Below are 25,261 nucleotides of genomic sequence, written 5' to 3'. Positions count from 1 at the left end.
AACCTGGATCTCTGTGGCATCACGGCGCGTCGCTCAAGGTTTCATCGCCCGCGGCGGAGGTGAGGGCTCGCCACAACAGCGGATCGATCCCGTCGGCGTAGTACTTCACCGAGCCGTCGCAACGCGAAGCGTTCACGCCGCCGGCATGCTGGCTCCGCGCGGCGATGTGTTGCTGCTTATGGCCGTTGCTATCTTGAATGGCTTCTCCCGCCAGCCGGCCGAGTGTCACATCGCCTGCCGCGCTAACCGTCGCCGTCAGCGGTTTCGGGACCCCCTGTTGAGCAAATCCGGTCTCGACGTTGGCCAACCATTCCCCTTGCCGGCAGAGGGCGTCCGCCGCAGCTGAATTCGGCGTGTTCCAACCCGTGAAGATCTGCCCGCCGAGAGCCGTTTGAGCATCCGAGTAAGGCCCACCCCACGCCGCCGACTCAGGAAGCACTTTCACCTCAGAGGTCATCAGCGTGTTCGACGTTCCGTCGGAAATCATGCTGAGCGGCGTGTCGATCCGCGGCCGGAACGGCGCTCCCGCGAAGATCACGTTGACCGTCGACAAATCGTGTTGGCCGTACACCGTGTTGCCGGCGTTGACAACGTAGTTCGACCGCACGCGCGCCCAGGTGGGGACGTCCCATTCGTTGCGCTGGAGGCCAATATCGCTGGGGCACTGGTGCATCGGCACAAACGCCGTGCGCGCGGCCAGGTTCGACGCATCACTGAACGACTTGCTCGGGCTGGCGAGCTTCGAAAGCCCCGCCTGCTCCATGTAGGGCATCACCGGCAAGTACCAGCCATGGTCGTCGTACCAACCGCCGGGTCCGGCGGGAAATACGTCCAGATACCCTTTCTCTTGTCCCGGGGTGGCCGTGTTCCACCAAAACTTCGCCATCGGCGGCAGCCCCTTCTTGCTGCTCTCGTAGTTCAAGAACGCCAGCGACAATTGTTTCTGATTGTTGAGACATTGCCCGCGTCGCGCCGCCTCACGGGCCGCTTGCACGGCGGGCAGCAGCAGCGCCACCAACACGCCGATGATCGCAATGACCACCAGCAGCTCCACTAACGTGAATCCCGCACTGCGTTGACGATCGTGAACCATCGAAATCTCCTTGAGTCATCTCGCTGAAGCACCGCGCTTCGGCGACGCAACTCGCCTCGCTCGAACATGCTAACTCCCGAGATCGAAATTCTGGTCCGCCTTATCGCCGGACACCTCGACTTCGACCCCGTTGCTCACGCTGGCCGGAACGATGCTGACCGTCTCCGCGACGTCGGTCCCAGTTCGCGCGCTCTTGTATGTCTTGCCGGTCGGCTTGTTGATGCTGAAGTACGCCTTCACGGCGCCCCTCGGCGTCGCGGGAGAATCGTACTTCCCCTCTGCGATCGGCACCGTGACGGCGCCGCCGGCGGTCGTACGGAAAGTAATCGCTCCATCTGCTCCGGCAGGCAATGGCTGGCCGCCGATCGTGACTTGGCCTTGGAGATGCGCCGTATTCCCGGTCGATGATCTGCCGCCGCAGCCGGTGCACCAGCAGAACGTCGCGATCAGCGCAAGCAGCGATACAAATCGCATGACCACAGAACCACCTGCAGTTAGAATTAGCGTCGCCTCAACCAGTCGATGCGAGCCGACGGCAGGCGCCCAGGACAAGTCGCGTGATGAGTTGCGAGCAACGAACGGCGTGATGCTTCGTCACGATTCCTCTTGCGTCGCCCTCGCATTATGGCAGATGAAAGGAGTGCGCCCCATCTAGAATTGCGTAGAAAGTTTTAGACTTCGCGCAATGCCATTTCTCGACTTCTCGCCGTTAGGGCGAAGCCTTCGGCCGCATGAGAAGCAGCGAAACGCCTTGCCGCGGCAGGCGGAATGCCAGTCGCCCAGCCTGCTTCGCGAGTTCGATCGCTGCCGGGTCCTCCAGCAGCGTCAGCTCGGACGCTGCTTGCAGTTCGCGATACTGCTCTTGGCTCGGCGCGATCGGCGAGCCCATTCGTCGCCATGCGGCATAGGCGTTGCTGTGCAGATCGTCGATGCGGTAGTGACGGACTTCAGCCGCCGCCCACTCAGCGGGTAGTTGGTCGATTGTCAGCGCAACCTCCGCATCGGGGCCGGCGACGTCGTCGTCATGGTAGTGCCACGCGAGAATCGCCACCTCGTCCCCCGCGCGGCTGGCAAGCGCCGCCACGTCGGGCCGGTCGCGGACGCCGCGCTCGATCATCTCCTGGAGCGGAATCTCGCCGCTGCTCGTCACGGCCAGTCGATCGCCCCCCATCCGGCTGAACATCCGAAAGATATTCAGTACCGGCAGCGGAATGCCGTTGCTCGCCAGTTGCCGGAAGCCGGCAAAGTAGGGCTGATCTTCGAACTCGAACGCCCACGTGACGGCGCCGTCGAATGCCACGCCATGCTTGTCGGCCAGGTCATGCTTCCGTGCGAAGCTTGCCGCGGTGTAGCTGGAGTAGACCGTACCGTTGCGGTAGCTGAACATCGGCCCCTGGCAAGCGGCGCACCCCTCAGGATCCGACTCGCCAATGACGATCGGCGTCTGCTTCAGTTCGGGAAACGAGGCGACGATGCCGAACCCGCGGTCGATCGTCGCGAGTTGCGCGGCAATCCCCATCCGCACATGGCCATCGACATGCGTCGGGGCGCCCTTGGCGTGGAAAGCGACGAAATCGAGCGGCGTGCCGCGTTCGCCGGTGGCGAAGTTCTTGCCGCGCATCGAATGCTCCAGAAACGCTCGCGTAAAATCGCCCCCGTCGCCCGCCGAATGGGGCCCGCCAACGCGAGCCGTCGGCAGTGCCCGCCGCACGCCGTCGACGGCGTAGTCGTGCAGCTTAAAAAACTCCTCGCGCGTCCCGCCCCAGTAGCCGTCGGGGAGGCTGTTCGCTTCGTTCCACGTTTCCCAATACCAGCCATTCACCTCGTCGACGCCATAGCGTTCGATGCAATGCCGCGTCCACTGGTAGACCAATTCCCGCCACTTGTCGTAGTCTTTCGGCGGGTACCGCCAACCAGTGCTAATCGTGTTGTACGGCAACCCCGGCCGCCATTCGTGCCGATATGGTTGCGGATGCGTCGAGAGGGCCTCGGGCATGAACCCGATTTGCACGTATGGCCGCACGCCTCGTTCGAGGAGCGTGTCGAAGATGCGGTCGGTGATCGTCCAGTAGTAGATCGGTTCGCCAGCCGCGCTCTCGGTGTAGGCGTTGGTGCTGCCCCACTTCAGTGCCGGCGTCCCGTCGCCGGAGGTGAGCAAATTGTGCGTACGAAAATAAACCTCGCGGGGCTTCAGTTCGCCGAGTTGCGCAAGGAGCCGCTCGCCATCTTTCATGTAGGTGTAGTTCGGTTCGTCCCCGCCGAAGAACCGCCAGATGGGGCGCAGCGGGCCGCGCGTGGCGGCGGCGTCGACGCGGATTTCGACGGGGAAAGAACCCTCGGCGGCATGCGCTGCGGTGGTGCAAATGAAGGCCAACGCAAACAGAATAGTGGCAAGTAGCCGCGTCGTATTATGCATCAAGCTGTGAGGAACTAGTGAGAGGGATCGCGGTCGTCAATGTAGCTTTAACTGCGTGATGCCGTGTAGTTTGCTAGAGAGCTTGCCTTCTCTGAATGTTCTGGCTCCCTCCCCCTTGAGGGGAGGGCTGGGGAGGGGGTGGAATCCTGGTACCCGTTGCATCCACCCCTCCCTAACCCTCCCCCTCAAGGGGAGGGGACCTCAGAGTTTTGTTTTCTTGGTGGCTAACAGCTACTGAATTGGCTTCGCGGTCCAGTAGCCCTAACTCGCCGCAGCATCGCCAGCGCCGACAATCCCAAGCAGCATAACAACAATCCGCCCGGCTCCGGCACGCCGGTCGCCGCCGCGAAGGCCCCAGCGCCATTAGCCGCATCGTAGTCCGCCTGAAACAGTCTAAAGTCCTTAAAATTGTTGAGCCCGTCGCCATCAAGATCGCCGCGGCCATATTGCTCGGCGTCGCTCAACCCCGCGAGATTCGTCAAGTTAAAGCTGCGAAACACACTCCAGTCCGCGAGCGTCAGCTGGCCGTCGAAGTTGAGATCGCTCCGGCCCAACGGCTGCCCGCCGTTGCCGACGTACGCGACAGTTCCTGCGACGATGCTGCCGTCGGCCAGCGTGATCGACAGCGCCAAATCTTCCACCGGCGAGCGAATCCACCCGCCGCTGCCGCTGAGATTGAGTTGGGCGCCCACGCCAAGCGTGCCGCCGTCGCCGAGCGACGCTTCGCGGAAGAAACCACGATTCCCAGCGGCCGACGTCACCTGCCAATCGTCGTTTGGATCGATCGAGCCGTTGCCGCCAGGTGGCGCATCAAAATTCCCCGCTATCGTCTGGAGGCTAGCGGCATTGATTGCCCCCACATCCGACGAAATTGAGTACGAACGAATCCCCGTGACAGCACCCGTCTCGTTGACGAGCGTCATCGCCCCCGTCGCGCGATTGACGGTGAGCGTCACTGCGAAGTTCGGCATCACCTGAAACAACTGTCCGGCGCCATCGACGATCAGCAGGTTGCCCTGATTATCCTCGCCGAACGAAGTGACGCTGACGATCTGCCCCGCGTCGGGGGCAAACAGTGCATCCATGTTCTGCACGGTACCGCTCGGGTTGGCAGGATTGAACGACCAAACGTGACCGGAAACCGCGTCGCCGAAAACGTACCGCCCCTGCAGCTCGCTCACCGGCCCACGGTAAATGTATCCGCCGGTGACCGAGTTCCCTTGAAAATTCGGATCGGGCGATAGCCCTGGATGGAAGTATTCATAGGTCGGGTTCACGTTGCCCACGGGCGGCGGGCCGCCGATCCCGCCGGTGGGACTCGCGACGCTTCCCTCGCGCAGCCGCCAGCCATAGTTCTCGCCGCCAACGCTGCTGGCCGGCTGGAAGTTGATTTCCTCGCGGCGATCTTGTCCAACGTCGCCAATCCAGAAATCGCTCGTTTGCCGATCGAAGCTCGCCCGCCACGGATTGCGGAGGCCAATCGCCCACAGTTCATCGGCGCCATCGACGCCGACGTACGGATTGTCGGCGGGAATCGCGTAGTTTCGCTCCGGGTCGTCTGGAAAGGCGTCGCCGCTCACATCGACGCGCATCACTTTGCCGAACCAACTGTTCTTGTCCTGGCCATGGTTCGACGGATCGCGCTGCATCCCGCCGTCGCCTTGCGTGATGTAAAGATTCCGCTCGCCCGCCGCGACTTCCTGCGGGCTAAAGCCGAGCCAGCTGCCATTGTGATTTGAATGGGGCTGGTTCAGCGACAGGATCGTCCGGGCGCTCAACGGGTTGGCGAAGTTCGGATTGCCGGGATCAACCGTGTACTCGCGCACCACCGTCTTGAACTCCGACACGCTGCCGTCAACTGTCGGCGGCGTGCCGACGTGATTCACTGCCACGTTGACGTAAAACTTGCCGTTCGTCTGGAAGTCGGGATGAAACGTCATCCCGAACAGCCCGACCTCGGGAACGGCGTATTCCTCAAGCAGGCTCGTGTCGTTGATCGTTAGAAACGGATTGTTGTAATCAACGAGTCCCGTCGTCCGATCGTAGATGACTATCCGCCCCAGAGCACTCGTGATTGGGCTGCCGTCGGTTCCATCGCCTGCCACGCCGCCGAGTTGCGCGATAAAAATCCGATTGTTGTCGCCCGGCGCCGTCGTCGCATAGACGGGGATGTGGAGATCGTCTGTCAGCCGCTTCACATGGTAGCCGGCAGCGGCAAGCGGGCGGACGCAGAGCGATAGCGCGGCAACGACAAGCAGCGTCGCCGCCGCGATTCGACGGGGCATCGTCACGGGTTGGATCCTCGGAAGAGAGCAAGCCGATCGAACATTCGACGAGAAGCAGAAGAGGCCGCGCGAGCGGCGACAACCGCCCTCGCGCAACGAAGCTATCTATAACCCCACAGTGCGCTCGATGCAAAATCGTTGCGCAATCTCTAAATTTATTTCCGCGATATCCGATTGCGACAAAGCGACGATCGAATCATCATACGAGCGCTGAAGTTATCTGATTCGACTGTCGCCAGTCGCGTCGCTCGCTTCAACGCTTGTCGATCCCTTTTCCATGCAGCGTCGCGCGACGCAACCATGCATCGCCGACGTTAGTTCGCACGCAAGTCATGCACTGCTTTCTCGCCGCGTGAAATGCTTCGCGCAGGCAGCGTCGCCGTGCAGACCCGTCGGGTCGTAGTCGTTCGGTTCGTGACGAGGCACTGTGCGCGTCGCTCGCGACGCATCTTCTCTGAGTCTTCAACTGAGGTCTGTTCTCATGAAACTGAGTCGTATCGCTGGTGCTCGTCGCGGCGGAGTCTGCCGCTGGGTTCGTCACGCCGCCGTCCTTGCCGGAACGCTTTCGGCAAGCGGGGCATCGGCTGCCACGATCGCCCACTGGACGTTCGAAACGGACATGATCGCCGGCTCGGCGACGACGGGGCAAACGGTCTCGCACCCCTCGGCCAACGGCCTGCACGACAACGCGATCCCCGATCTCTCGGGCAACGGCAACCACCTGTCGGCGTTCGCCCAGAACGGCAGCTTCACGGCGATGCTGTTCAGCAACGTTGTGGCGCCAAATGCTCAATCGGGAACGACGCTGAGCATCGAGAACGCTCCGACCGCTTGTTGCGGCGTGTTGTCGACGCAAGACGATCTCGAAGTCGGCGGCGTCAACATCGGCGCCTTGCCGCAATGGTCGATCGAGGCCTCAGTGAATTTCAAAGGGGTCAACGGCTACCAAACAATCGTCGGTAAAGACGGCTTCGGCGAAGCAACGAACGGCGACACGCGGCAGGCGATTCTCTACCTGCAGAAAACGAATACGAACGTGTTTCGGATCAACTTCGTCGACGTCCAAGGTTACGTCCACATCGCCGACGGCACGACGCAAGCCGCGATCGGCCAGTGGTACCACCTGTCGGCGACCAGCGACGGCAACTCGCTCAAACTGTTCGTCAACGGCGTGCTGGAGAAGTCGTTCGACATGACGACGACGCTGTCGACGGATCGCTCCATGGCCGCCTTGAACGAAGCCGGCTTCGAAGGAACGGGAACGGTAGCGCCATACGGCTGGACGACGCACCGCGGCATGTACAACGACGGCCACGGCGATCGCGTGAATGGATACATCGACGACGTACGGATCAGCAACGCCGCGCTCGCGCCGGCACAGATGCTGTTCGTCGCGATTCCGGAACCGGCGACGCTCGCACTAGCGGGCTTCGCCGCCATGGGAATCGTCGCGAGTCGCCGTCGCGCGTAAGCGTCGTTCCGAGAAGCGACTAGGCGCGGAGCCATCCGGCCACTCATCACCAACTCATCGCACTTTCAACTCACAACAGTTTCCCTATCGGAGGAGACGATGGCGATACGAACATTCTGTCTGAGCCTTGCCGCGGTTGCGACGCTGTCGAACTCGGCCTCAGCTGCGCTCAAGCATCTTTACACCTTCAACGACGGCGCCGTCACCGACAGCGTCGGCGGCGCCAACGGCACGCTCGAAGCGGGGGCGGTGATCGTCGCCGGCCAACTCACGCTCAGCGGCGGCGGCCAGTTCGCGAACCTCCCCGCGGCGACGATCGGCATCAACGCCTACACCAAGACGACGCTGGAGCTATGGGTCAACGCCGCCCCGGCGAGTAACAATCAGTTCACCATGGCCGCCGCCTTCGGTCGGCATGGCAACGCCGGCGCCGGCGCCGGCGAAGACGCCAACCTCGGCTACGACTACATCATGGTCCAGCCAACCCGCGGAGCCGGCGAACTCTTCAGCCGCGCGGCGATCACCGACGGTACCTACAGCGAAGAGACCGGCGTCAACGGCTCGATCCTCGCCGGGACGGGCCAGAAATACCTCGCCGTGACGATCGACTCTTCCGCCGGCGTCGACAACACGACGCTCTCCTACTACATCAACGGCGCCCTCATCGGCACGGCCAACGGAACCGACGACCTTGCAGACGTCGGCAACGCCGTCGCCTACCTCGGCAAATCAGTCTACGCGAATGATCCCTATTTCACCGGATCGATCAACGAGTTCCGCATTCACAACGACGTCCTGACGCCCGCCCAAATCGCGGCGAGTTCCACCGCCGGCCCCGCAGGTCTGGCAGGGCCAACGCTCACGATCAACCGCGATACCGGCGCCGTTACCCTCTCCAATCAGCAGGCGGCGATTCAAGTCTTCTCCTACTCGATCACCTCCGCTTCGGGCGGCTTGAACCCTGCAAGCTGGACGACGGTCGCCGGACATTTCGATTCCGCGGGCAACGGGTCATTTGACTCGAACGACGCCTGGTCGACGACCGCACTCACCAAGACGGCCATCACCGAAGAAGAACCCTTCGGCGACGGCGGGGCCGAAGATGGCGGCACGCTCGGCACGGTCACGTTCAGCACGAACGGCGGCTGGATCAAATCGTTCCGCGAAGACGTCGCCATCACCACGCAAGCGCTCATCAACGGCGTGCCGACGACGCTGATCCCCGACATCAAGTACGTTGGCAACGGCGGTCAGCCCTTCAAGCGGAGCGATCTCAACTTCGACAACGTGATCAACGGCAACGATTGGATCGTCTTCCGCAACAACAACCTCGTCGCGCTCGACCCGAACCTTTCCGACGCCCAAACGGCTGCGCTCGGCGATCTCAACGGCGACGGCGTCAGCAACTTCCTCGACTTCCGCGTGTTCCAAGCCGACTTCGACGCCGCCAACGGCGTCGGCGCCCTCAGCGCGCTCGTCGGCGCCGTGCCGGAACCATCGAGCTTCGCCATTGGCCTCTCGGCCGTCAGCGCTCTGCTCCTAAGCGGACGAACGTCACGCCGCCGCACGACGGTCTGATCCGCCCGCGACGGTTGAAACCACAGCATTCGCACATTGAACTCAACGCCATAAGCGCATAGGGGATACAGCAGATGTTCGGACAACGACGTTACTTCAGAGCAGGACGAATTGCAGCGGCCTCGCTGGCGATCGCGGCGGGCGCCGTCGCCGCGCCGCTCCACGCAGCGACGGTCGCCTACTGGCGGTTCGAAGGCGACGGCGTCACCACGCCCACCGACGGCGCCTTCGTTCGCGACACCAACGGCCGCACCGCCGTTCAGCCTGACGGCATCCCCGTGATCGACGTTTCCGGCAACGGCAACACCCTCTACACGTGGGACAACAACGCCACCGGGCACCAGTATCGCCCGAACACCCCGCAAACCACCGTGCTGCAGTCGGGACTGTCGAACAACTGGAGCATCCAGAACAACGGCAACTTCCCCGCGTCGTTCACCTGGTCGCAGCAATCGAACCCCAGCGGCGTCAACGTCCAAACCTGGGCCCCGGCGGCTTGGACCATCGAAGCCTCGGTCAACACGACGACGCTCGGCGGCTGGCGGACGTTCGTTGGCCGCGACGGGAACGACGTGAACCCCAACGAAGCAGGTCTAGCGCCCTTCTACTTCCAAAAGATCGGCGCCGATCTGCCGGACACCGCGTTCAACGACGTCGACCACGTCCGGATTCAGTTCGTCGATGCAGCGGGAATTCCCCACGCGGCAATCGACCCCAATCCCATGACGACCAATCAGTGGTACCACTATTCAGCCACGAGCGACGGCAACACGCTCAAGCTGTTTAAAGACCAACTCGATGGCGCCGGTTATCAAATGGTGGCCTCGACCGATATCAGCGCGAGCGCCAATCGGGCGATGATCAACCCTGGCGTCGACGTCAACGGCGATAGCTGGGGTTGGACCGTTGGCCGCGGCCGTTACGGCACGAGCGATAACCCCAACGACAACCACGCCGATCGCTGGTTCGGCTACATCGACGAAGTCCGCTTCAGCGACGTGGCCCTCGACCCGACGCAATTTCTGTTCAAGCCGCAGCCGAACATGGTGCTCACGGTGAACAAGAACACCGGCGCCGTCGCGATCAAGAACACGAGCGCCGCGCCAATCACTTTCGACTACTATCAAATCGAAAGCGCCGATCCCGATGGCCCCGGCGGAACGCCCGGCGGGGCGCTCAGCGTCGCCGGCTGGAACAGCCTCAGCGATCAGAATATCGGAGGCACATTGGCGGCCGATTTCAACGGCGTCGGCGGCGTTAATGCGGCCGACCTCGCCGTTTGGAAAGCGGCATTCGGCGTCAACGCCAACGGCGACGCCAACAAGGACGGCAAGACTGACGGCGCCGACTTCCTCCTCTGGCAGCAGCAGTTCGGCCAAACGGCAGGCGAGGGCGATAGCTGGGACGAATCGGCCGGTTCGTCGAACACGACCCTCGCCGAGCTCTTTCTCAACGGCTCGACGACGCTTGCTCCCGGGGCGCAGCTCAACATTGGCAACGCGTTCAACACGGCGATCTTCGGCGCCGGGCAGAACGGCAATCTCACCTTCAAGTACGGCGTGAAGGGCGATCCGGCGCTCAGCGGCGGCGGCGTGAGCTACGTCACCACCGGGCCGATCGTCGCCGTTCCCGAACCAAGCTCGCTGCTGCTCGCAGCGGGTGCGGTCGTCATCGCGTGCGGCATGCGGACGGGGGGCCGCCGCAAGTCACACTAACTGACGTAGTAGAAGCCCCGTCTCTCCGAGCCGCTCGCAGGGGCAGCCTCGGAGAGACGGGTCGCTGCGTTCCTTTAGGCGGCGGCTGCATCCCTAGCCCCGAGCTCCGCCCGGGGGTCAGCCGCCACTCCGATCGATGTCGCGGTGCGCAACGCAACCCCCGGGCGGAGCCCGGGGCTAGAAGTAAGTTTGCAATCTACTCTAGTGCCGATGCTCGCGGCGAAATTGCGCCGGCGTCTTGTGCAGTTGCTTCTGAAACACCTGCGCCAAATACGCCCCGCTGCCGTAGCCTGACAGCTCCGCCACTTTCGGAATCGGAAAGTCGGTCTCCAACAGCAACCGCTGCGCCCGCACGAGCCGCACTCGCTGCAGTTCGTCGTACGGCGTTCGATTGATCGTATTCTTGAACTTCAGCTCCAGCGCCCGCCGCGAAATCTGCAGATGCTCGACGATGTCGTCGATGCCAATCTGCTCCGCGGCGTGGTTGTGCATCAACTGCAACGCTTCGGCCACTTCCGGATCGTGCACCGCCGACGCTTCGGTCGAACGCCGCTCGACGACGTAGGTCGGCTCGACGACGAGCCGTTCGCGTTTCTTCACCTCGCCGCTCATCATGCGGTCGAGCAGTGCAGCCGCCCGATAGCCGCCTGCTTCGGCGGCCAAGGCCACGCTCGACATCGGCGGATCGGCCAGCTCGCACAGCAGTTCGTCGTTGTCGACGCCGATCACCGCCACCTCCAGCGGCACCGAAATCCCCGCCGCGCGGCAGGCGTCGAGCACTTGCCTCCCGCGATCGTCGTTGCACGCCATCAGCCCGATCGGCTTGGGCAGCTGCGACAACCAATCTGCGAGGATCGACTGCTCGCGATCCCACCGCCCGCCATGCCGACGCCGCGGACAATCGTAGACAATCGGCTTGAAGCCCGCTTCGGCCAGCCGCTCGCAGAACCCCCGCTCGCGATTGTGCGACCACAGCCGCCCTGGCTCGCCGACAAACGCATATTGATGGAAGCCGCGCTCCATGAGGTGCTCTGCAGCCAGTCGAGCCGCTGCGACGGAATCGGAGCAAATTTCGCTGAACTTCGCGAGCTGCGGCAGGTCAGTCGGCAGATTCTGCGAGATGTCGAGCGCGATCGTCGGCAGCTTCGCCGCGGCGATCACTTGGGCGATCTTCGCCGTCTCGATCCGGGCGATGATTCCCGTGCCGCCCCACTGTTTCATCTGCGGCAGAGCTTGTTCAAAATCGCCCGGCGTCACGTAGAACCGCCACGGCCCATGCAGTCGGCCGTAGCGCACGATGCCCCGGAGCATCGCCCGGCCGTAGCCGCGCGAGGTCTCGATCAGCAAGGCCACCTTGGGAATATCTTGCTTCATGCGGCGATTGGAGAGGAGGGGAGGCGAAAAGCCAGAACGGGCCCGCGCCTTTGGGCTCCAACTTAACCACGCCGCCGCGAGCCGTCAAAGCAACGCCATGAGTTCGCCGGTCACCGCGGCCGATCGTTCGTTTCGAGTTCTCCGGCATCGCAGACGATGACGCCGGCGTCCCCTTCCAGCAGCAACCGCCCGTCGTCGTCGATGCCGAGAACGCGGCCCGTTACGTCGCCGCGCGGCGAACGCCAGCGGCGTATTTTCCCGACGTAGGCTAGTGCGTCGCGCAGCTCGTCCAGCAACGACCGTCCGCCATCTGCAGGCGCTCCAGCAAAGCCGCACGCTTCCAGCTGTTCCATCGCCGCCGCGACCTCGAGCGCCGTCCGCTCGACGACTTCCGACACGTCGACGAGACGCCCGGCCGCATTCGACAGCGTCGTCGCGCGATGCCGCAGCGGCTCGCCGCTCGCCGGTTCGTCGAGAATCTCCTGCCTGAACTCAACGTTCACGCCGATCCCAATGAAAATCGCGTCGCCGCCGTGCTGCGCGCCGACCGACTGCTCGCATAAGATGCCGGCCACCTTGGCGTCGTTGATCAGCAAATCGTTCGGCCACTTCACGCGGACATCGAGTGCAAACGCAGCCGCTTCGGCCGGCATGCCGCGCGTGGCGAGTTCCAGTAGCGCTCGCCGCACGCCTACCGCCGTTGCCAGCGACGCGGTGCGGTATGTACTTGGCTCCAGCCGCATCGGCCAAGCGATCGTCATCCACGCCCCGCCGCGCGGGCTCAGCCACTGCCGCCCCTGCCGGCCGCGACCAGCAGTCTGTTCCGCCGCGGTCACCAGCACGCGCTCGCCGGGATGAATCGCGGCGAGCAGCCGGGCCTGCGTGTTGGTCGAGTCGGTCACGTCGAAATGAATGCGTCGCATGGTGAGGCCCAGCATACTCCACGTGCGGCGGGGCGAGCAGGGCCGCGATTACCGCGTTTTGGGGGCTGAACTTGCCCCCACGTTCCCGAGTACAATGCTGGCTTGCGGTCCGCCGCTCGCTTTTGCTGATCCTCCTCCGATAGATGCAGAACAGGCCACCATGCAAGTTTCGCGTTTGATGCGGCTCGCTGTTTCCGCTCGGCTCACTTGGTTTTCGCTCGTAGGCTTCGCTGTTTTAGTCGCCGCTGCTGGCTTGGCTGCGCAGGCACTCGCTGAAGAACCGCAGAGCGACGGGCCCATCTCGCAAGCAGCCAAACTCTCCGCCGCGTCGTTTCAAGTCGAACCTGGCTACACCGTCACTCCCGTGGCGAGCGAACCGCTGTTCGCCAACCCAGTCGCCTTCTGCTTTGATCCCGCAGGCCGCATCTTCATCGCCGAGACGCATCGCGTGCACCATGGCACCGAGGACAACCGCAACCACATGGATTGGCTCGACGACGATCTCGCCGCGCAAACGGTCGCCCAGCGTCGCGCGTACATCGAACGCCGCATGGCCGACAAGCTGAACCACTACACCGAATCAAGTGAGCTCGTCTGCTTACTCGAAGATCGCGACGGCGACGGCGTCTACGATCACTCGAGCATCTTCTCCGAGGGTTACAATCAGATCGAAGATGGCGCCGCGGCCGGCGTGCTATGGTTGGGCGATCGGCTCTGGTTCACCTGCATCCCCAATCTGTGGGAATTGCGCGACGCCGACGGCGACGGCAAGGCGGAGGAGCGCAAGTCGCTCGCCTCGGGCTTCGGCGTTCACTTCGCGCTGTTCGGACACGACCTGCACGGTCTAACCGAAGGTCCCGACGGCAAGATCTACTTTTCGCTCGGCGATCGCGGACTCCATGTCGAGACGCCGAACGGGGTACTGACGAATCCTGACTCGGGCTCCGTGCTGCGTTGCAATCCCGACGGTTCGGAATTGGAACTGTTCGCCACGGGGCTGCGCAATCCGCAGGAGCTCGCCTTCAACGAGTATGGCGACCTCTTCTCGGTCGACAACAACTCCGACTCGGGCGACCGCGCGCGCGTCATTCAGATCGTCGAAGGGATGCGCACCGGCTGGCGGATGTCGTACCAATACCTTCCCGATCGCGGCCCGTTCAACCGCGAGAAGATTTGGCACACGCAAAACGACGAGCAGCCGCGCGGCATCGTCCCGCCGATTGCCCACATCAGCGACGGCCCATCGGGCCTCTGCTACTACCCCGGCACGGGGATGACGCCCGACTGCCGGAACTGCTTCTTCCTCGCCGACTTCCGTGGCGGCGCGGCAGCGAGCGGCATCATGCGATTTCGCCTCGAACAGCAGGGCGCCGGCTACAAGCTGGCCGACCACTCGATGTTCATGAAAGGCATCCTCGCCACCGATTGCGACTTCGGTCCCGACGGCAACTTCTACGTCGCCGACTGGATCGACGGTTGGAACGGCACCGGCATGGGCCGCTTCTACCGGATTGCCGACGACAAACCGGAACTCGTCGCCGCACGCGAGCAATCGGCGCGTGAGCTGAAAGAGATTCCGTCGCTCGCCGTCGACAAGCTGATCGCGTTGCTCAGCAACGCGAACTTCCGCGTGCGGCAGGCAGCGCAGCGACGGCTGGTCGCCATCGGCTCCGATACCGCTCAACCGTTGCAACAACTCGCTGCCGATGAGCAAGCCAACCAGCTCGCTCGGCTCCACAGCATTTGGGCGCTCGGCTCGCTCGCGATCGAGCAGCCGGCGCTGTTCAACGAATTGGCCAAACTCTGCCAAGGCTCCGACGCCGAAGTGCGCAACCAAGCGGCCCGCGTCTTGGGACGTGCTCGCCACTTGCCCAACCAAGAGCCTAGCAAGTTTGGTCCAACGCTCGTCGCGCTGCTCGAAGATGCTTCGCTCCGCGTGCGAGCCTCCGCAGCCACTTCGCTTGGTTCCCTCAAGTTTGAACCGGCGCTCGCCGCGTTGTTAAAAGCAGCCGGCACAGACGCCGCGGCGAGCGACCCGATCGTCCGCACCGGCATCGTCGTCGGCCTCGCGGGGAGCCAGCCGGCCGCAGCGCTCGTCGCCGCGGCGAAAGACGCCAACGTTACGCAACGGATCATCCTGACGCTCGCGCTCGGCAAGCAACAATCGGCGGAAGTGGCCAAGTTTCTGAACGACGCCGATGAAGCAGTCGTCCTCGAAGCGGCCCGCGAGATCTGGGACGTGCCGATTCCAGCAGCGAACGCGGCGTTGGCCGACGTGCTGAACAAGGTCAAGCCAACCAACGAGCCGCTGGTCCGCCGCGCCCTCGCTGCGAATCAAGCGATGCGCACCGCGGCGAATTTGAAACAAGTCATCGAGTTCGCACGCAATCCGCAGGCGCCCGCCGCGATGCGCGAGCACGCTTGGGACCTCGTCGGCCACTGGGCCGAACCGTCGCCGCGCGATCCGGTCCATGGCCAGTGGCGGCCACTCGCCCCGCAGCCGCAAGCGGAGGTAGTCGCCGCACTTGCGGCGGCGTGGCCGGTAGGGGAAGGGGCGGAGTTCTCTGATTCGACCGGGGCCGTCGTTGCCGCGGAACTCGGCCTGCCGGCGGCGCTCAACGCACTGCCAAAACTCTTGGCCGACGCCAAGCTCGACGGCGCGCTGCAAGCCCGCGCGATCGCCGCGCTCGACCACGCCGACGACGCGATTGCGGAACAAGTGATTGCGATCGGTCTACAATCAAAGTCGCCCGCAGCCCGCACCGCCGCGGGCCGATTGCTCGCCAAGCGGTTCCCAGCAAAGGCCGTGGGACATCTTAAGCAAACCGCCGAGCAAGCAAAGACTGCCGAACGGCAAGCAGCGCTCGAAACGCTCGCGAAGATCGATCTCCCCGAGGCGCGCGACGTGATCGCCGCCTGGATGACTCGCGTCGAAGATGGCAGCTGCCCGCCGGAGCTGCTGCTCGAGGTGCTCGACGGCGCCAAAGCGTCGTCCGACAAGTCGCTCGTGGAGCGAGCCGAGCGATTCGCTGCCAAGCAAGCGGCCAGCGACGTCCCCGCGGAGATCTACGCCAGCTCGCTCGCGGGCGGCAACCGCGCCCATGGTCGCGAGTTGTTTCTCTCGAACGAATCGCTCTCTTGTCGGCGTTGCCATTCGCTAAAGCCGGGCGAGCAACTCGTCGGGCCCAGCCTCGCCGACGTCGGCGCCAAACGGACGCCGAGCGAGATCATCGAATCGATCACCCGCCCCAATGCCAAGGTGGTCGAGGGTTTCCAAACCACCTCGATGCTGCTCGACACCGGCATGGTCGTCACCGGCATCATCCGCAGCGAAGACGACAAGCGGGCCGTGCTGCTGAACGCCGACGGCAAGGAAGTTGAAGTTGATATGGAGACGGTCGAGGACCGCGTCCAGGGACTCTCGGCCATGCCGGAAGATCTCATGAAGTACATGTCGCCGCGCGATCTGCGCGACTTGGTGGCGTTCCTTGGCTCGCGACGGAAGGCGTCTGGTGAAGCGGCTGAGGATTCGGCGGCGGGGCATCAGATTGAGGAGTAGCCGGGCGCGCGTTTCTTGTAGCCCCGGGCTCCGCCCGGGGGTCGCGTAACATTACGCAACGGCGCGCGGTGTGGTGACCGACCCCCGGGCGGAGCCCGGGGCTAGAGTGCGGGCATGGCCGCTACGCGTTCGCAAAGTTGAACCGGATCTCCGAACCGCTCGTCTCTTCAACCCGCTCGAGCAGTCCCACGTCGACCGTCAGCTCGCCCCACGGGCAGACGTACGGGATGCTGATCTTCCGCAGCACGCTGCCGAAGTCGATCGCGTGGTTCCTGCCAACGACGACGCGCGGCAGGCCGAGCCGCATCTCCAAGTGCTCAAGCCCCGCTTTCGCGCGACCGGCGATCATGTTCGTCACTTCGCCGATGGCGTCGGCGACTTCGGCGTTGAGCGACTCGGGCCGCTCACCGAGCATTTGTTCCGCCACGCAGAGCGCGACCTCGCGTTCGACGCTGAAAACCACTGTGCCGCTGGCCTTCCCCGAGAGGGTAATCACTCCGCTAATTTCGTGCGCCGGCTGAAAGTTCGTCCCCAGCGCGAGCGGACCGCGCTGCAGTTGGCAGTTCAGCATCGTGGAGAAGACGTCCACGGCTGCGCTGAGGAACGGATTGATGTGCTCGGCTTTCACGGTTCTATCGATCAGCTCATGGACCATTCGCGGCTTATGTCTGAGTGATTGTCAAACCTAGCACATGCCTATTACGGAATAACGTGGGAAGATACTACCACCCCCGAACTGTGGGGTAACGATCGTATCAGTTTTGATGCGCATAAATTTTCATCATCTCGCAAGCAAATACACCGGCTTGACCTAGCTTTCGTTTGTCCGCAAACCTCGCCACGCGTCAACCCGCACGTTTTGAGCGTGCTAGCGCGGCGAGCCCTCAGCGAACTACGGAAACTTGATATGGCCGACGACGATCTCGACCTGATTGCAGAATTTGTCGCCGAATCGCGCGATCATCTGAGCAACATTGAAGGCCAATTTCTCGAAATTGAAGCCAATGGGGCCGATATCGACGTCGACCTCGTGAACCAGGTCTTTCGAGGCATTCACTCCATCAAAGGCGCTGCGGGCTTCCTCGGCCTGGTGACCGTGAATCGGCTCGCCCACAGTCTGGAGAACGTCCTCGGCCTGATGCGTACCCGCGAGTTGACGCCCGACTCGGTGAAGGTCGACGTCATGCTCCGCGCGTCGGATGCCTTGGCGAAGCTCGTGAACGACCCCGCCGCGTCGGAAGGCGCCGACATCGATCAACACGTCAGCCAGCTCGACGATATCTTCGCCGGCGCTCAGTTGACGCTCGAAACCGTCGCCGTGACGACGCACGTCGCCGTCTCTGCCGAGGAGCAACGCCAACTCGATATGACAGCGGCGGTCGACTTCGTCGAGCAAGCGATGTTCGTCGAAGAGTGCGAAGCAACGCTGGCCCCGGCGCCGATCGTCGAAATGCCCGCCGCACAGCCAATCACTGCTCCGGCTAAAGCGGCTAATCGCTCCGACGAATGCGATCAGCCTGCGGCTCCTGCCGCGAACGGCGCAACGACGGCCCCCGCCGAATCGAGCATTCGCGTGCAGGTCGGCGTCCTCGACAGCCTGATGAATCTGGCCGGCGAGTTGGTGCTCGGTCGCAATCAGTTGATTCAAGCCTTGAACGCCGACGGACACGCCGGCATCGATGCGGTCGCCTCGCGGCTCGACCAGGTGACGACGGAACTCCAAGAAGCGATCATGCGGACTCGCATGCAGCCGATCGGCGCCGTCTTCAGCAAGTTCCCTCGCGTCATCCGCGACCTGAGCGCGAAGCTCGGCAAGCAATGCAATATCATCATGGACGGCAAAGAGGTCGACGTCGACAAGACGATCCTCGAAGCCATCGGCGATCCGCTGACGCATCTCGTGCGCAACTCGATCGATCACGGCGTCGAGCGGCCTGAAGTTCGCACCGCGGCCGGCAAACCGGCAATGGGGACGATCTTCCTGCGGGCGTACCACGAGGCGGGCAAAGTTCGCATCGACATCGCCGACGACGGCGGCGGCATTCATCCGGAAAAGCTGCGGGCGAAAGCTGTTGAGAAGGGAGTCGTCACCGCTGAACAAGCCTCGCGGCTGAGCGATCGCGATGCGATTCGCTTGATTTTCCACCCGGGCTTCTCGACGGCTGAGAAGATCACCGATATCAGCGGCCGCGGCGTCGGCATGGACGTTGTCCGCACGAACATCGAAAAGCTCGGCGGCGCCGTCGACGTCGATTCCCGCCCCGGCATGGGCACGACGATCCAAATCACGCTGCCGCTCACGCTGGCGATCATCCCGTCGCTGATCATTCAGTGCGGCGACGAACGGTTCGCTATTCCGCAGGTCAATATCTCGGAACTGGTGCGTCTCCGTCGCGAAGAGATTGGTAAACGGCTCGATCGCGTCAAATCGGCTGAAGTGCTGCGGCTCCGCGGCTCGCTGCTGCCGCTGGTGCGTCTGAACAACGTCCTGAACCCCGACGGCTCGACCGACGGCGAAGCGGCCTGGGAACGGGCGACGACGCACATCGTCGTCGTCGAATCGGGTCAACAGCGGTTCGGCATCGTCGTCGACGCCTTGCATGATTCCGAAGAAATCGTCGTGAAGCCCCTCGGCCGGCACATCAAGAACGTGCCGTGCCTCTCGGGCGCGACGATCCTTGGCGACGGGCATGTGGCGTTGATTCTCGACGTGGCGGGCATCGCCATCCATCAGCAAATTCGCGCTGCTCACGAAGAGGCGATGGCGAGCAAGGGAGACGACGGCGCCGGCGTCAACGCCGACTTGCAATCGGTCCTCCTGTTCACGAACCACCCGAAGGAACACTTCGCCGTTTCGATGGACGTCGTCTCGCGGATCGAGCGGATTCGCTGCGACCAGATCGACGCCGTTGGCGGTCAGGAACTGGTGCAGTACCGCCAATCGAGCGTGCCGCTGCTCCGCTTGGAAAACATCATCGCCACGCGACCGACCGATCCCCAAAGCTGGGTGTACGTCATCGTGTTTACCATCGGCGCGAAGGAAGTCGGCCTCGTGGCGCCGAATCTCGAAGACATTCGCCGCGTGCCGACCGACGTCGACACCCAGACGTTCCAAGAAGTCGGCGTCATCGGCTCGCTGGTGATCAACGACCGGGCGACGCGCTTGGTCGATCTGTTCAAGCTGGCCGAACGCGTCCACCCCGAGTGGTTCGCCGACCAGCCGAAGCCGACGAGCGAGCCAGGCAAGGCGCCGGTCGTGCTGCTCGCCGAAGACTCGACGTTCTTCCGCAAGCAAGTGAAGGCGATGATGGAAGAGCGCGGCTACACCGTCATCGATTGCGAAGACGGTCAGATCGCTTGGAATCGCTTGAACGAAGAGAAACTCGAGATCGACGTCGTCGTCACCGACATCGAGATGCCGAACATGAACGGCTTCGAGCTCTGCCAACGGATCAAGGATTCCTCGGGATGGGGGAAGGTGCCGGTGATCGCCCTGACCTCGCTCGCCGGCGCCTCGGACATGCAACGCGGCATGGACGTCGGCATCGACGATTACCAAATCAAGATGGATCGCGAGAAGTTGTTGACCGCGCTCCATAACTTTACCGGCGCGAAGGCGGGCGCCAATCGCCGCTGCCTGCAATCCGCCTAGCACTGAACTACGTCGACGCCGGCCGACGCCGCGTCGCATCGTCCTTGGGAGTCGTTTTTTATGGTTGCCGCTAAATCGCCTAACCGCCAGAAGGGCGTCGTCGAACAGCAGTTCGCGACGTTCTACGTCGGGCACATGCTGCTCGGCGTCGATATTCGGGTGGTGCAAGAGATCAATCGCCAGAACGAAATCACGCACGTGCCGCACGCCCCGGAATATGTCTGCGGCGTGATCAACCTGCGCGGCGACGTCGCGACGGTGATCGACCTGCGATCGGTGCTCGGCCTGCCGCGCACGGTCGCCAATCGCGATCGCCGCAACTTGATCGTCCATTCGGGAGACGAAGCGATCGGCCTGCTGGTCGACCGCATCTCCGACATCCTGACGCTTCGTTCCGATGAAATCAGCCCGGCCCCAGCCAACGTCGACGATCTCGACGGACGGTTCATCGCCGGTGTCCATACGCTTCCGACAGGCATCCTCGTACTGCTCGACATTGAAAAGGTACTCGCCGACCAACGCGCCGACGCCTAACGCCATCGCCTCGCATTGACATCCGTTACCAAAACAATCTGCCTCCAACGTTTTCCAGGAGTGACTTCCATGCCCGCCGCTACGCTGAACGCTAAGACCAAGAAGGCGCCTCAATCGAAGGCGAAGACCACCAAGACGAGCCCGAAGTCTGGCGCCGCCAGCGTCGAGTTGCTCGGCCAGATCAACGCCATCAACAAGGTGATGGCCGTCATTGAGTTCGAACTCGACGGCACGATCATCACGGCAAACCAAAACTTCCTGAGCTGCCTTGGCTACGGGCTCGACGAAATTCAGGGCAAACATCACCGCATGTTCTGTGATTCCGGCTACGCTCAGACGGCCGAATACCGCGCCTTCTGGGACGCCCTTAATCGCGGCGAGTACCAAGCAGCCGAGTACAAGCGAATCGGCAAGGGCGGCCGCGAGATCTGGATTCAAGCTTCGTACAACCCAATCTTCGACGCTGCTGGCATGCCGTTCAAGGTCGTGAAGTACGCCACCGACGTCACCGCTGCGAAGTTGCAGAACGCCGATTACCAAGGGCAGCTCGCCGCCATCGGCAAGGCTCAAGCGGTGATCTCCTTCAATCTCGACGGCACGATCGTCGAGGCCAACGACAACTTCCTCGCTTGCCTCGGCTACTCGCTCGACGAGATCAAGGGGAAGCATCACCGCATGTTCTGCGAGCCGGCCTTCGCTCAGTCGCTCGAGTACCGCGCCTTCTGGGAAGCTCTGAATCGCGGCGAATACCAAGCTGCTGAATACAAGCGGCTTGGCAAGGGTGGTCGTGAGATCTGGATTCAAGCCTCTTACAATCCGATCATGGACCTCAACGGCAAGCCGTTCAAGGTCGTGAAATACGCCACCGACGTCACCGAGCAGAAGCACGCTGCGGAGCGGGCCTTGGCTCGCACGGCGAAGCTGGCCGCTTACCAAGAAGCGGAAGTGACGAAGGTCTCGACCGTCTTGAGCGCGGTTGCCTCGGGCGACCTCACCAGGTCGTACGACGTGGCCGCGGCCGATGACGACACCCGCGAAGTGTGGGGGACGTTCACGAAGATCGCCGGCGCCGTCAACGCGATGGGCGAAAACCTGCGGCATGTCTTCGGCGGGCTGACGAACAACGCCAACCAATTGGCCGCCACCTCGACCGAACTTTCGGCCACGGCGACGCAACTCGCCAGCGGCGCCGAAGAGACCAACAGCCAAGCCGCCACGGTGGCCGCTGCTGCGGAAGAAATGTCGACGAACATGACCAACATGGCCGCGTCGACCGAAGAGATGACCGCGAACGTGAAGAACGTCTCGACCGCCGTCGAAGAGCTGACCGCCAGCATCGGCGAGATTGCCAAGACGGCCGGCCAGACCTCGGCGATCGCCAACACGGCCGCCCAGCTCGCCGACTCGAGCAACGTGACGATCGGCCAACTCGGCTCGGCTGCCGACGAAATTGGCAAGGTGATCGAGGTGATTCAGGACATCGCCGAGCAGACGAACCTGCTGGCCTTGAACGCCACGATCGAAGCGGCCCGCGCCGGCGAAGCTGGCAAGGGTTTCGCCGTGGTCGCCACGGAAGTCAAGGAACTGGCCAAGCAAACCGCCAGCGCCACGCAAGACATCCGCAGCCGTATCGAAGGGATCCAAGCTTCGACCAGCGAAGCGGTTCGCTCGATCAAGGAAGTCGGCGAAGCGATTCAACGGGTGAACTCGGCGTCGACCACGATCGCCGCCGCGGTGGAAGAGCAAAGCATCACCACCCGCGAGATCGCGTCGAACGTCAACCAAACGGCCGCTGCCGCGAGCACGGTGTCGACCGCCGTCACCGAGTCGGCTTCCGCGTGTGCGGAGATCACCCGCAACATGGTGGGCGTCGATCAGGCCGCGAAGCAGACTGCTCAAGGAGCTTCGCAGACGCAAGTGGTTGGTTCGGAATTGTCGGCTCTGTCGGAACAACTCCGCAGCATGGTCGCTCAGTTCCAACTGTAAGCCAGGACGCAACGGCTGACGGGCGCTCGTAGTCCCACGACGCGCGCCCCGCGTAATGCCAACGAAGGGGGAGAACCCGCAAGTTCTCCCCCTTCTTGTTGCGCGACCGGAAAGCCGTAGTAGGCTTCCCTTGTCTGCTGACTTTTTCGACATCCGTGTTTGTAAATGACTCGCCATGAATCCCGCTCCGCTACGCGTGCTCGTCGTCGATGACTCCGCCCTGTATCGCAAGGTCGTGCGGTCGGTCGTCGAACAGTTGCCGAACGTTGAAGTAATCGGCCACGCCCAGAACGGCCGGCTCGCGCTCGATCGCATCATTGCCGATAAGCCCGATGTGATCACGCTCGACATGGAGATGCCGGAGCTCGACGGGCTCGGGCTACTCCGCGAGTTGAAAGAGCGGCAGATCAAGCTCTCGGCGATCATGATCAGCACGCTCACCACAGCGGGCGCCCAAGCGACGAGCGCAGCGCTGCAGTTGGGTGCGTTCGACTTCGTGCTGAAGCCGACGCTGCCTGATATGGAAGCCAACGCTCGGCAACTGCGGGCCGATCTCGCTCCGCGGATCGAGGCGTGCCGGATCATCAGCCGCGGCAAGCTGCCGGCCGGCGGCGAGACACGGACGCCCGCTGCCGCTGCGATGGGGGCGCCTCTCGCCGCCCGCATGGCCGCCGCGCCGCCGAAGCTGCCGTGCGCTTCGCTTCGCAAGACTCCCGAAATCATTGGCATCGGCGTCTCGACCGGCGGCCCGGTCGCTCTCCACAAGTTGCTCCCGCTGCTGACGCCCGCGACGCCGCCGGTAGTGCTCGTCCAGCACATGCCGCCGATCTTCACGAAGACGCTGGCCGACGATCTCAATCGCCGCTGCCAGATCGAAGTGGTCGAAGGCCGGCACGGTATGGTGGTTCAGCCGGGTCGCGCGATCATCGCCCCGGGCGGCAAGCAAATGCGAATCGTGCGAGACGAGTTCCGCACCACCGTTCAAATCACCGACGACCCGCCGGAACGCAACTGCCGGCCGGCCGTCGATTACCTTTTCCGTTCGATCGCCGCGGAGTACGGTTCCCGCGCGTGGGGCGCCATCCTCACCGGCATGGGCGACGACGGCACGCTCGGGGCCCGCGCGATGAAGGAACGAGGCGCCGCGATCTTCGCCCAGGACGAAGCGACCTGCGTCGTCTACGGCATGCCGCGCTCGGTCGCCGAGGCGGGCCTCGTCGACGTCGTCGCTCCGCTGGAGACGATCGCGAGCCGCATCAATGAATCCGTGCTGCAAGGAGCCGGAGTATGAGCAATCTCACGCCAGCCGACGTCGACGCCGTCTGCGACCTCGTCGACAACCTGTGTGGCATCTGTTGGGATAGCTCGAAGAGCTACCTCATCGAAGCACGTCTATCGAACATCTTCAAGCGCAGCGGCTGCGCGAACTACGGCGACTTCGCGCGCAAGGTGCAAGCGAACCTGCTGCCGCAACTGCGCGGCGAGGTAATCGACGCGGTCACGACGCACGAAACGCTCTGGTTCCGCGACAACTCGCCGTACGAGGCGCTCAAGCACAAGATTTTTCCGGAGCTGATCGACGCGAAGGCGGGGACGCCGTACCCGAAACGGATCCGCATCTGGTCGGCCGCCTGCAGCACGGGGCAGGAGCCGTACAGCATCGCGATGACGCTGGCGGACGTCGTGCCCGACGTCCACCGCTGGGACGTGCAAATCGTCGGCACCGACATCTCGCCTGGTTCGGTCGAAACGGCCAGCCGCGGCATGTACAGCGACATGGAAATGGGCCGCGGCATGGATCCGCAGCGGCTGAACAAACATTTCACGAAGCATGGCGCGCACTGGAAGATCAGCGACGAAATCCGCTCGATGTGCAACTTCAGCACGCGGAATTTGCACGATCCGTTCGCTGGCTTCGGTCCGTTCGACGTGATCTTCTGCCGCAATGTCGCGATTTACTTCACGGCGGCGGATCGGAAGAACATCTTCACCCGCATGGGGCAGATTCTGCAGCCGAACGGCTGGATTCTGGTTGGTTCGTCGGAGTCGCTGACGGACGTTGGTCCCAAGTGGTCGCCGCAATTTCATTGCAAGGCGAACTGCTATCGGCCGACGTTGACGGCCGAGGCGGCGTTGGCGCTGGGCGTGCGTCGGTAATGTCGCGTGTCGTGTCGCGTCGTGTCGCTGATGTCGCATTTTGCATTTTCGGCGACATGAGGTCTGAACTGGCGGCGTGCTGCGCCTCCTCGTTTCCACGCTCTGCGTGGGAATGTTCTTCTGGCCGCTCCTGCGGCAATGCGGTTTCTAGTCGTGAAGGCGCAGCGGGTACGTCGGTCTCGCGACGCGGAGCGTCGGGGGTTGCGTTCCCACGCGGAGCGTGGGAACGAGGTTCCGGCGCGGCGAAGGACCATTCGTCCGGCGTGCCGAGGCCGTAGTTGTGGATCACCGGCGCCGACTTGGCGCGCTCGCGGAAGACTAGCGGCGTGTCGGCCATCTTTGGCTCGCGCGGACGGTCCCAGGGGCCGAGGCTGGGGAAGCAGCAGTCGAGCGCGTGTTCGTAGGTTTTGTCGAGATGCTTGAAGAGCTCGCTGCGCGCTTCCTCCGGCGTGTTCGCGAGCGCGGTTTCCATCATCAGCCGTAAGGCCTTTGTGACTTTGAGGCCCGAGGCGAGGTCG

The 25,261-nt window shown here is 63.3% G+C and carries 16 protein-coding genes; 9 read left to right on the top strand and 7 right to left on the bottom strand.

Going from position 1 to position 25,261, the window contains the following annotated elements; genetic code table 11:
* Window positions 1–19: 19 nt before the first annotated feature.
* The 4 genes from PLANPX_RS03435 to PLANPX_RS03420 all read right to left on the bottom strand — a co-directional run bounded on the left by PLANPX_RS03435 (window position 20) and on the right by PLANPX_RS03420 (window position 5,794).
* A complete protein-coding gene (locus tag PLANPX_RS03435; RefSeq protein ID WP_152101781.1) occupies window positions 20–1,093 on the bottom strand; it encodes a DUF1559 domain-containing protein in 1,074 nt (357 codons plus the stop codon).
* Window positions 1,094–1,162: 69 nt separating this feature from the next.
* The gene (locus PLANPX_RS03430) at window positions 1,163–1,567 is read right to left on the bottom strand and encodes a hypothetical protein (protein ID WP_152097370.1); all 405 of its coding nucleotides are present in this window, start codon (window positions 1,565–1,567) and stop codon (window positions 1,163–1,165) included.
* Between the two features lie 235 nt (window positions 1,568–1,802).
* On the bottom strand, window positions 1,803–3,509 hold the full coding sequence (locus PLANPX_RS03425; RefSeq protein WP_152097369.1) for a GH39 family glycosyl hydrolase: 1,707 nt from the start codon (window positions 3,507–3,509) through the stop codon (window positions 1,803–1,805).
* A 224-nt stretch (window positions 3,510–3,733) separates the two neighbouring features.
* Window positions 3,734–5,794 (bottom strand): PQQ-dependent sugar dehydrogenase, encoded by a 2,061-nt coding sequence (locus PLANPX_RS03420; RefSeq protein WP_172991837.1) that lies wholly within the window; start codon window positions 5,792–5,794, stop codon window positions 3,734–3,736.
* 481 nt (window positions 5,795–6,275) lie between these two features.
* Between PLANPX_RS03420 and PLANPX_RS03415 the strand changes: the two genes are divergently transcribed.
* The 3 genes from PLANPX_RS03415 (at window position 6,276) to PLANPX_RS03405 (ending at window position 10,558) form a co-directional block, all read left to right on the top strand.
* Window positions 6,276–7,265 (top strand): LamG-like jellyroll fold domain-containing protein, encoded by a 990-nt coding sequence (locus PLANPX_RS03415; protein WP_152101780.1) that lies wholly within the window; start codon window positions 6,276–6,278, stop codon window positions 7,263–7,265.
* Between the two features lie 99 nt (window positions 7,266–7,364).
* Window positions 7,365–8,843: a LamG-like jellyroll fold domain-containing protein gene (locus PLANPX_RS03410; RefSeq protein ID WP_152097367.1), complete on the top strand. Its 1,479-nt coding sequence runs from the start codon at window positions 7,365–7,367 to the stop codon at window positions 8,841–8,843.
* A 74-nt stretch (window positions 8,844–8,917) separates the two neighbouring features.
* Window positions 8,918–10,558: a LamG-like jellyroll fold domain-containing protein gene (locus tag PLANPX_RS03405; protein WP_152097366.1), complete on the top strand. Its 1,641-nt coding sequence runs from the start codon at window positions 8,918–8,920 to the stop codon at window positions 10,556–10,558.
* A gap of 201 nt (window positions 10,559–10,759) precedes the next feature.
* Here the strand turns inward: PLANPX_RS03405 and PLANPX_RS03400 are convergent, their stop codons facing one another.
* Together PLANPX_RS03400 and PLANPX_RS03395 are read right to left on the bottom strand one after the other, a co-directional pair.
* Window positions 10,760–11,932 carry a xylose operon transcription regulator XylR gene (locus PLANPX_RS03400; protein ID WP_152097365.1) on the bottom strand — a complete coding sequence of 391 codons (1,173 nt, stop codon included), beginning with the start codon at window positions 11,930–11,932 and terminating at the stop codon, window positions 10,760–10,762.
* Window positions 11,933–12,042: 110 nt separating this feature from the next.
* Entirely contained in the window at window positions 12,043–12,855 is an 813-nt protein-coding gene (locus PLANPX_RS03395; protein ID WP_172991836.1) for a biotin--[acetyl-CoA-carboxylase] ligase, read from the bottom strand.
* Window positions 12,856–13,015: 160 nt separating this feature from the next.
* Here PLANPX_RS03395 and PLANPX_RS03390 point away from each other — a divergent pair, with 160 nt between their 5' ends.
* The gene (locus PLANPX_RS03390; protein ID WP_172991835.1) at window positions 13,016–16,414 is read left to right on the top strand and encodes a PVC-type heme-binding CxxCH protein; all 3,399 of its coding nucleotides are present in this window, start codon (window positions 13,016–13,018) and stop codon (window positions 16,412–16,414) included.
* 121 nt (window positions 16,415–16,535) lie between these two features.
* Here the strand turns inward: PLANPX_RS03390 and PLANPX_RS03385 are convergent, their stop codons facing one another.
* The gene (locus tag PLANPX_RS03385) at window positions 16,536–17,042 is read right to left on the bottom strand and encodes a chemotaxis protein CheX (protein ID WP_172991834.1); all 507 of its coding nucleotides are present in this window, start codon (window positions 17,040–17,042) and stop codon (window positions 16,536–16,538) included.
* Between the two features lie 279 nt (window positions 17,043–17,321).
* On the opposite strand from PLANPX_RS03385, the gene PLANPX_RS03380 reads away from it, so the two are divergent.
* From PLANPX_RS03380 to PLANPX_RS03360, 5 genes are all read left to right on the top strand, one after another.
* Entirely contained in the window at window positions 17,322–20,066 is a 2,745-nt protein-coding gene (locus tag PLANPX_RS03380) for a chemotaxis protein CheW (RefSeq protein WP_152097361.1), read from the top strand.
* A 60-nt stretch (window positions 20,067–20,126) separates the two neighbouring features.
* Window positions 20,127–20,600, top strand: a complete 474-nt coding sequence (locus tag PLANPX_RS03375; RefSeq protein WP_152097360.1) for a chemotaxis protein CheW — start codon at window positions 20,127–20,129, stop codon at window positions 20,598–20,600.
* A 69-nt stretch (window positions 20,601–20,669) separates the two neighbouring features.
* Window positions 20,670–22,586, top strand: a complete 1,917-nt coding sequence (locus tag PLANPX_RS03370; RefSeq protein WP_152097359.1) for a methyl-accepting chemotaxis protein — start codon at window positions 20,670–20,672, stop codon at window positions 22,584–22,586.
* A gap of 175 nt (window positions 22,587–22,761) precedes the next feature.
* On the top strand, window positions 22,762–23,877 hold the full coding sequence (locus PLANPX_RS03365; RefSeq protein ID WP_152097358.1) for a protein-glutamate methylesterase/protein-glutamine glutaminase: 1,116 nt from the start codon (window positions 22,762–22,764) through the stop codon (window positions 23,875–23,877).
* The gene (locus PLANPX_RS03360; protein ID WP_152097357.1) at window positions 23,874–24,743 is read left to right on the top strand and encodes a CheR family methyltransferase; all 870 of its coding nucleotides are present in this window, start codon (window positions 23,874–23,876) and stop codon (window positions 24,741–24,743) included. Before PLANPX_RS03365 ends, PLANPX_RS03360 begins: the two co-directional genes overlap by 4 nt.
* The last annotated feature ends 518 nt before the right edge of the window (window positions 24,744–25,261 follow it).

Source organism: Lacipirellula parvula (genome assembly GCF_009177095.1).
Lineage (GTDB): Bacteria > Planctomycetota > Planctomycetia > Pirellulales > Lacipirellulaceae > Lacipirellula > Lacipirellula parvula.
This window is presented reverse-complemented; position numbering and strand designations above follow the sequence as displayed.

Coding starts and splice junctions, on each gene's coding strand:
- PLANPX_RS03435 (WP_152101781.1), bottom strand. CDS start 1,093: ATGGTTCACGATCGTCAACGCAGTGCGGGATTCACGTTAGTGGAGCTG.
- PLANPX_RS03430 (WP_152097370.1), bottom strand. CDS start 1,567: ATGCGATTTGTATCGCTGCTTGCGCTGATCGCGACGTTCTGCTGGTGC.
- PLANPX_RS03425 (WP_152097369.1), bottom strand. CDS start 3,509: ATGCATAATACGACGCGGCTACTTGCCACTATTCTGTTTGCGTTGGCC.
- PLANPX_RS03420 (WP_172991837.1), bottom strand. CDS start 5,794: ATGCCCCGTCGAATCGCGGCGGCGACGCTGCTTGTCGTTGCCGCGCTA.
- PLANPX_RS03415 (WP_152101780.1), top strand. CDS start 6,276: ATGAAACTGAGTCGTATCGCTGGTGCTCGTCGCGGCGGAGTCTGCCGC.
- PLANPX_RS03410 (WP_152097367.1), top strand. CDS start 7,365: ATGGCGATACGAACATTCTGTCTGAGCCTTGCCGCGGTTGCGACGCTG.
- PLANPX_RS03405 (WP_152097366.1), top strand. CDS start 8,918: ATGTTCGGACAACGACGTTACTTCAGAGCAGGACGAATTGCAGCGGCC.
- PLANPX_RS03400 (WP_152097365.1), bottom strand. CDS start 11,932: ATGAAGCAAGATATTCCCAAGGTGGCCTTGCTGATCGAGACCTCGCGC.
- PLANPX_RS03395 (WP_172991836.1), bottom strand. CDS start 12,855: ATGCGACGCATTCATTTCGACGTGACCGACTCGACCAACACGCAGGCC.
- PLANPX_RS03390 (WP_172991835.1), top strand. CDS start 13,016: ATGCAAGTTTCGCGTTTGATGCGGCTCGCTGTTTCCGCTCGGCTCACT.
- PLANPX_RS03380 (WP_152097361.1), top strand. CDS start 17,322: ATGGCCGACGACGATCTCGACCTGATTGCAGAATTTGTCGCCGAATCG.
- PLANPX_RS03375 (WP_152097360.1), top strand. CDS start 20,127: ATGGTTGCCGCTAAATCGCCTAACCGCCAGAAGGGCGTCGTCGAACAG.
- PLANPX_RS03370 (WP_152097359.1), top strand. CDS start 20,670: ATGCCCGCCGCTACGCTGAACGCTAAGACCAAGAAGGCGCCTCAATCG.
- PLANPX_RS03365 (WP_152097358.1), top strand. CDS start 22,762: ATGAATCCCGCTCCGCTACGCGTGCTCGTCGTCGATGACTCCGCCCTG.
- PLANPX_RS03360 (WP_152097357.1), top strand. CDS start 23,874: ATGAGCAATCTCACGCCAGCCGACGTCGACGCCGTCTGCGACCTCGTC.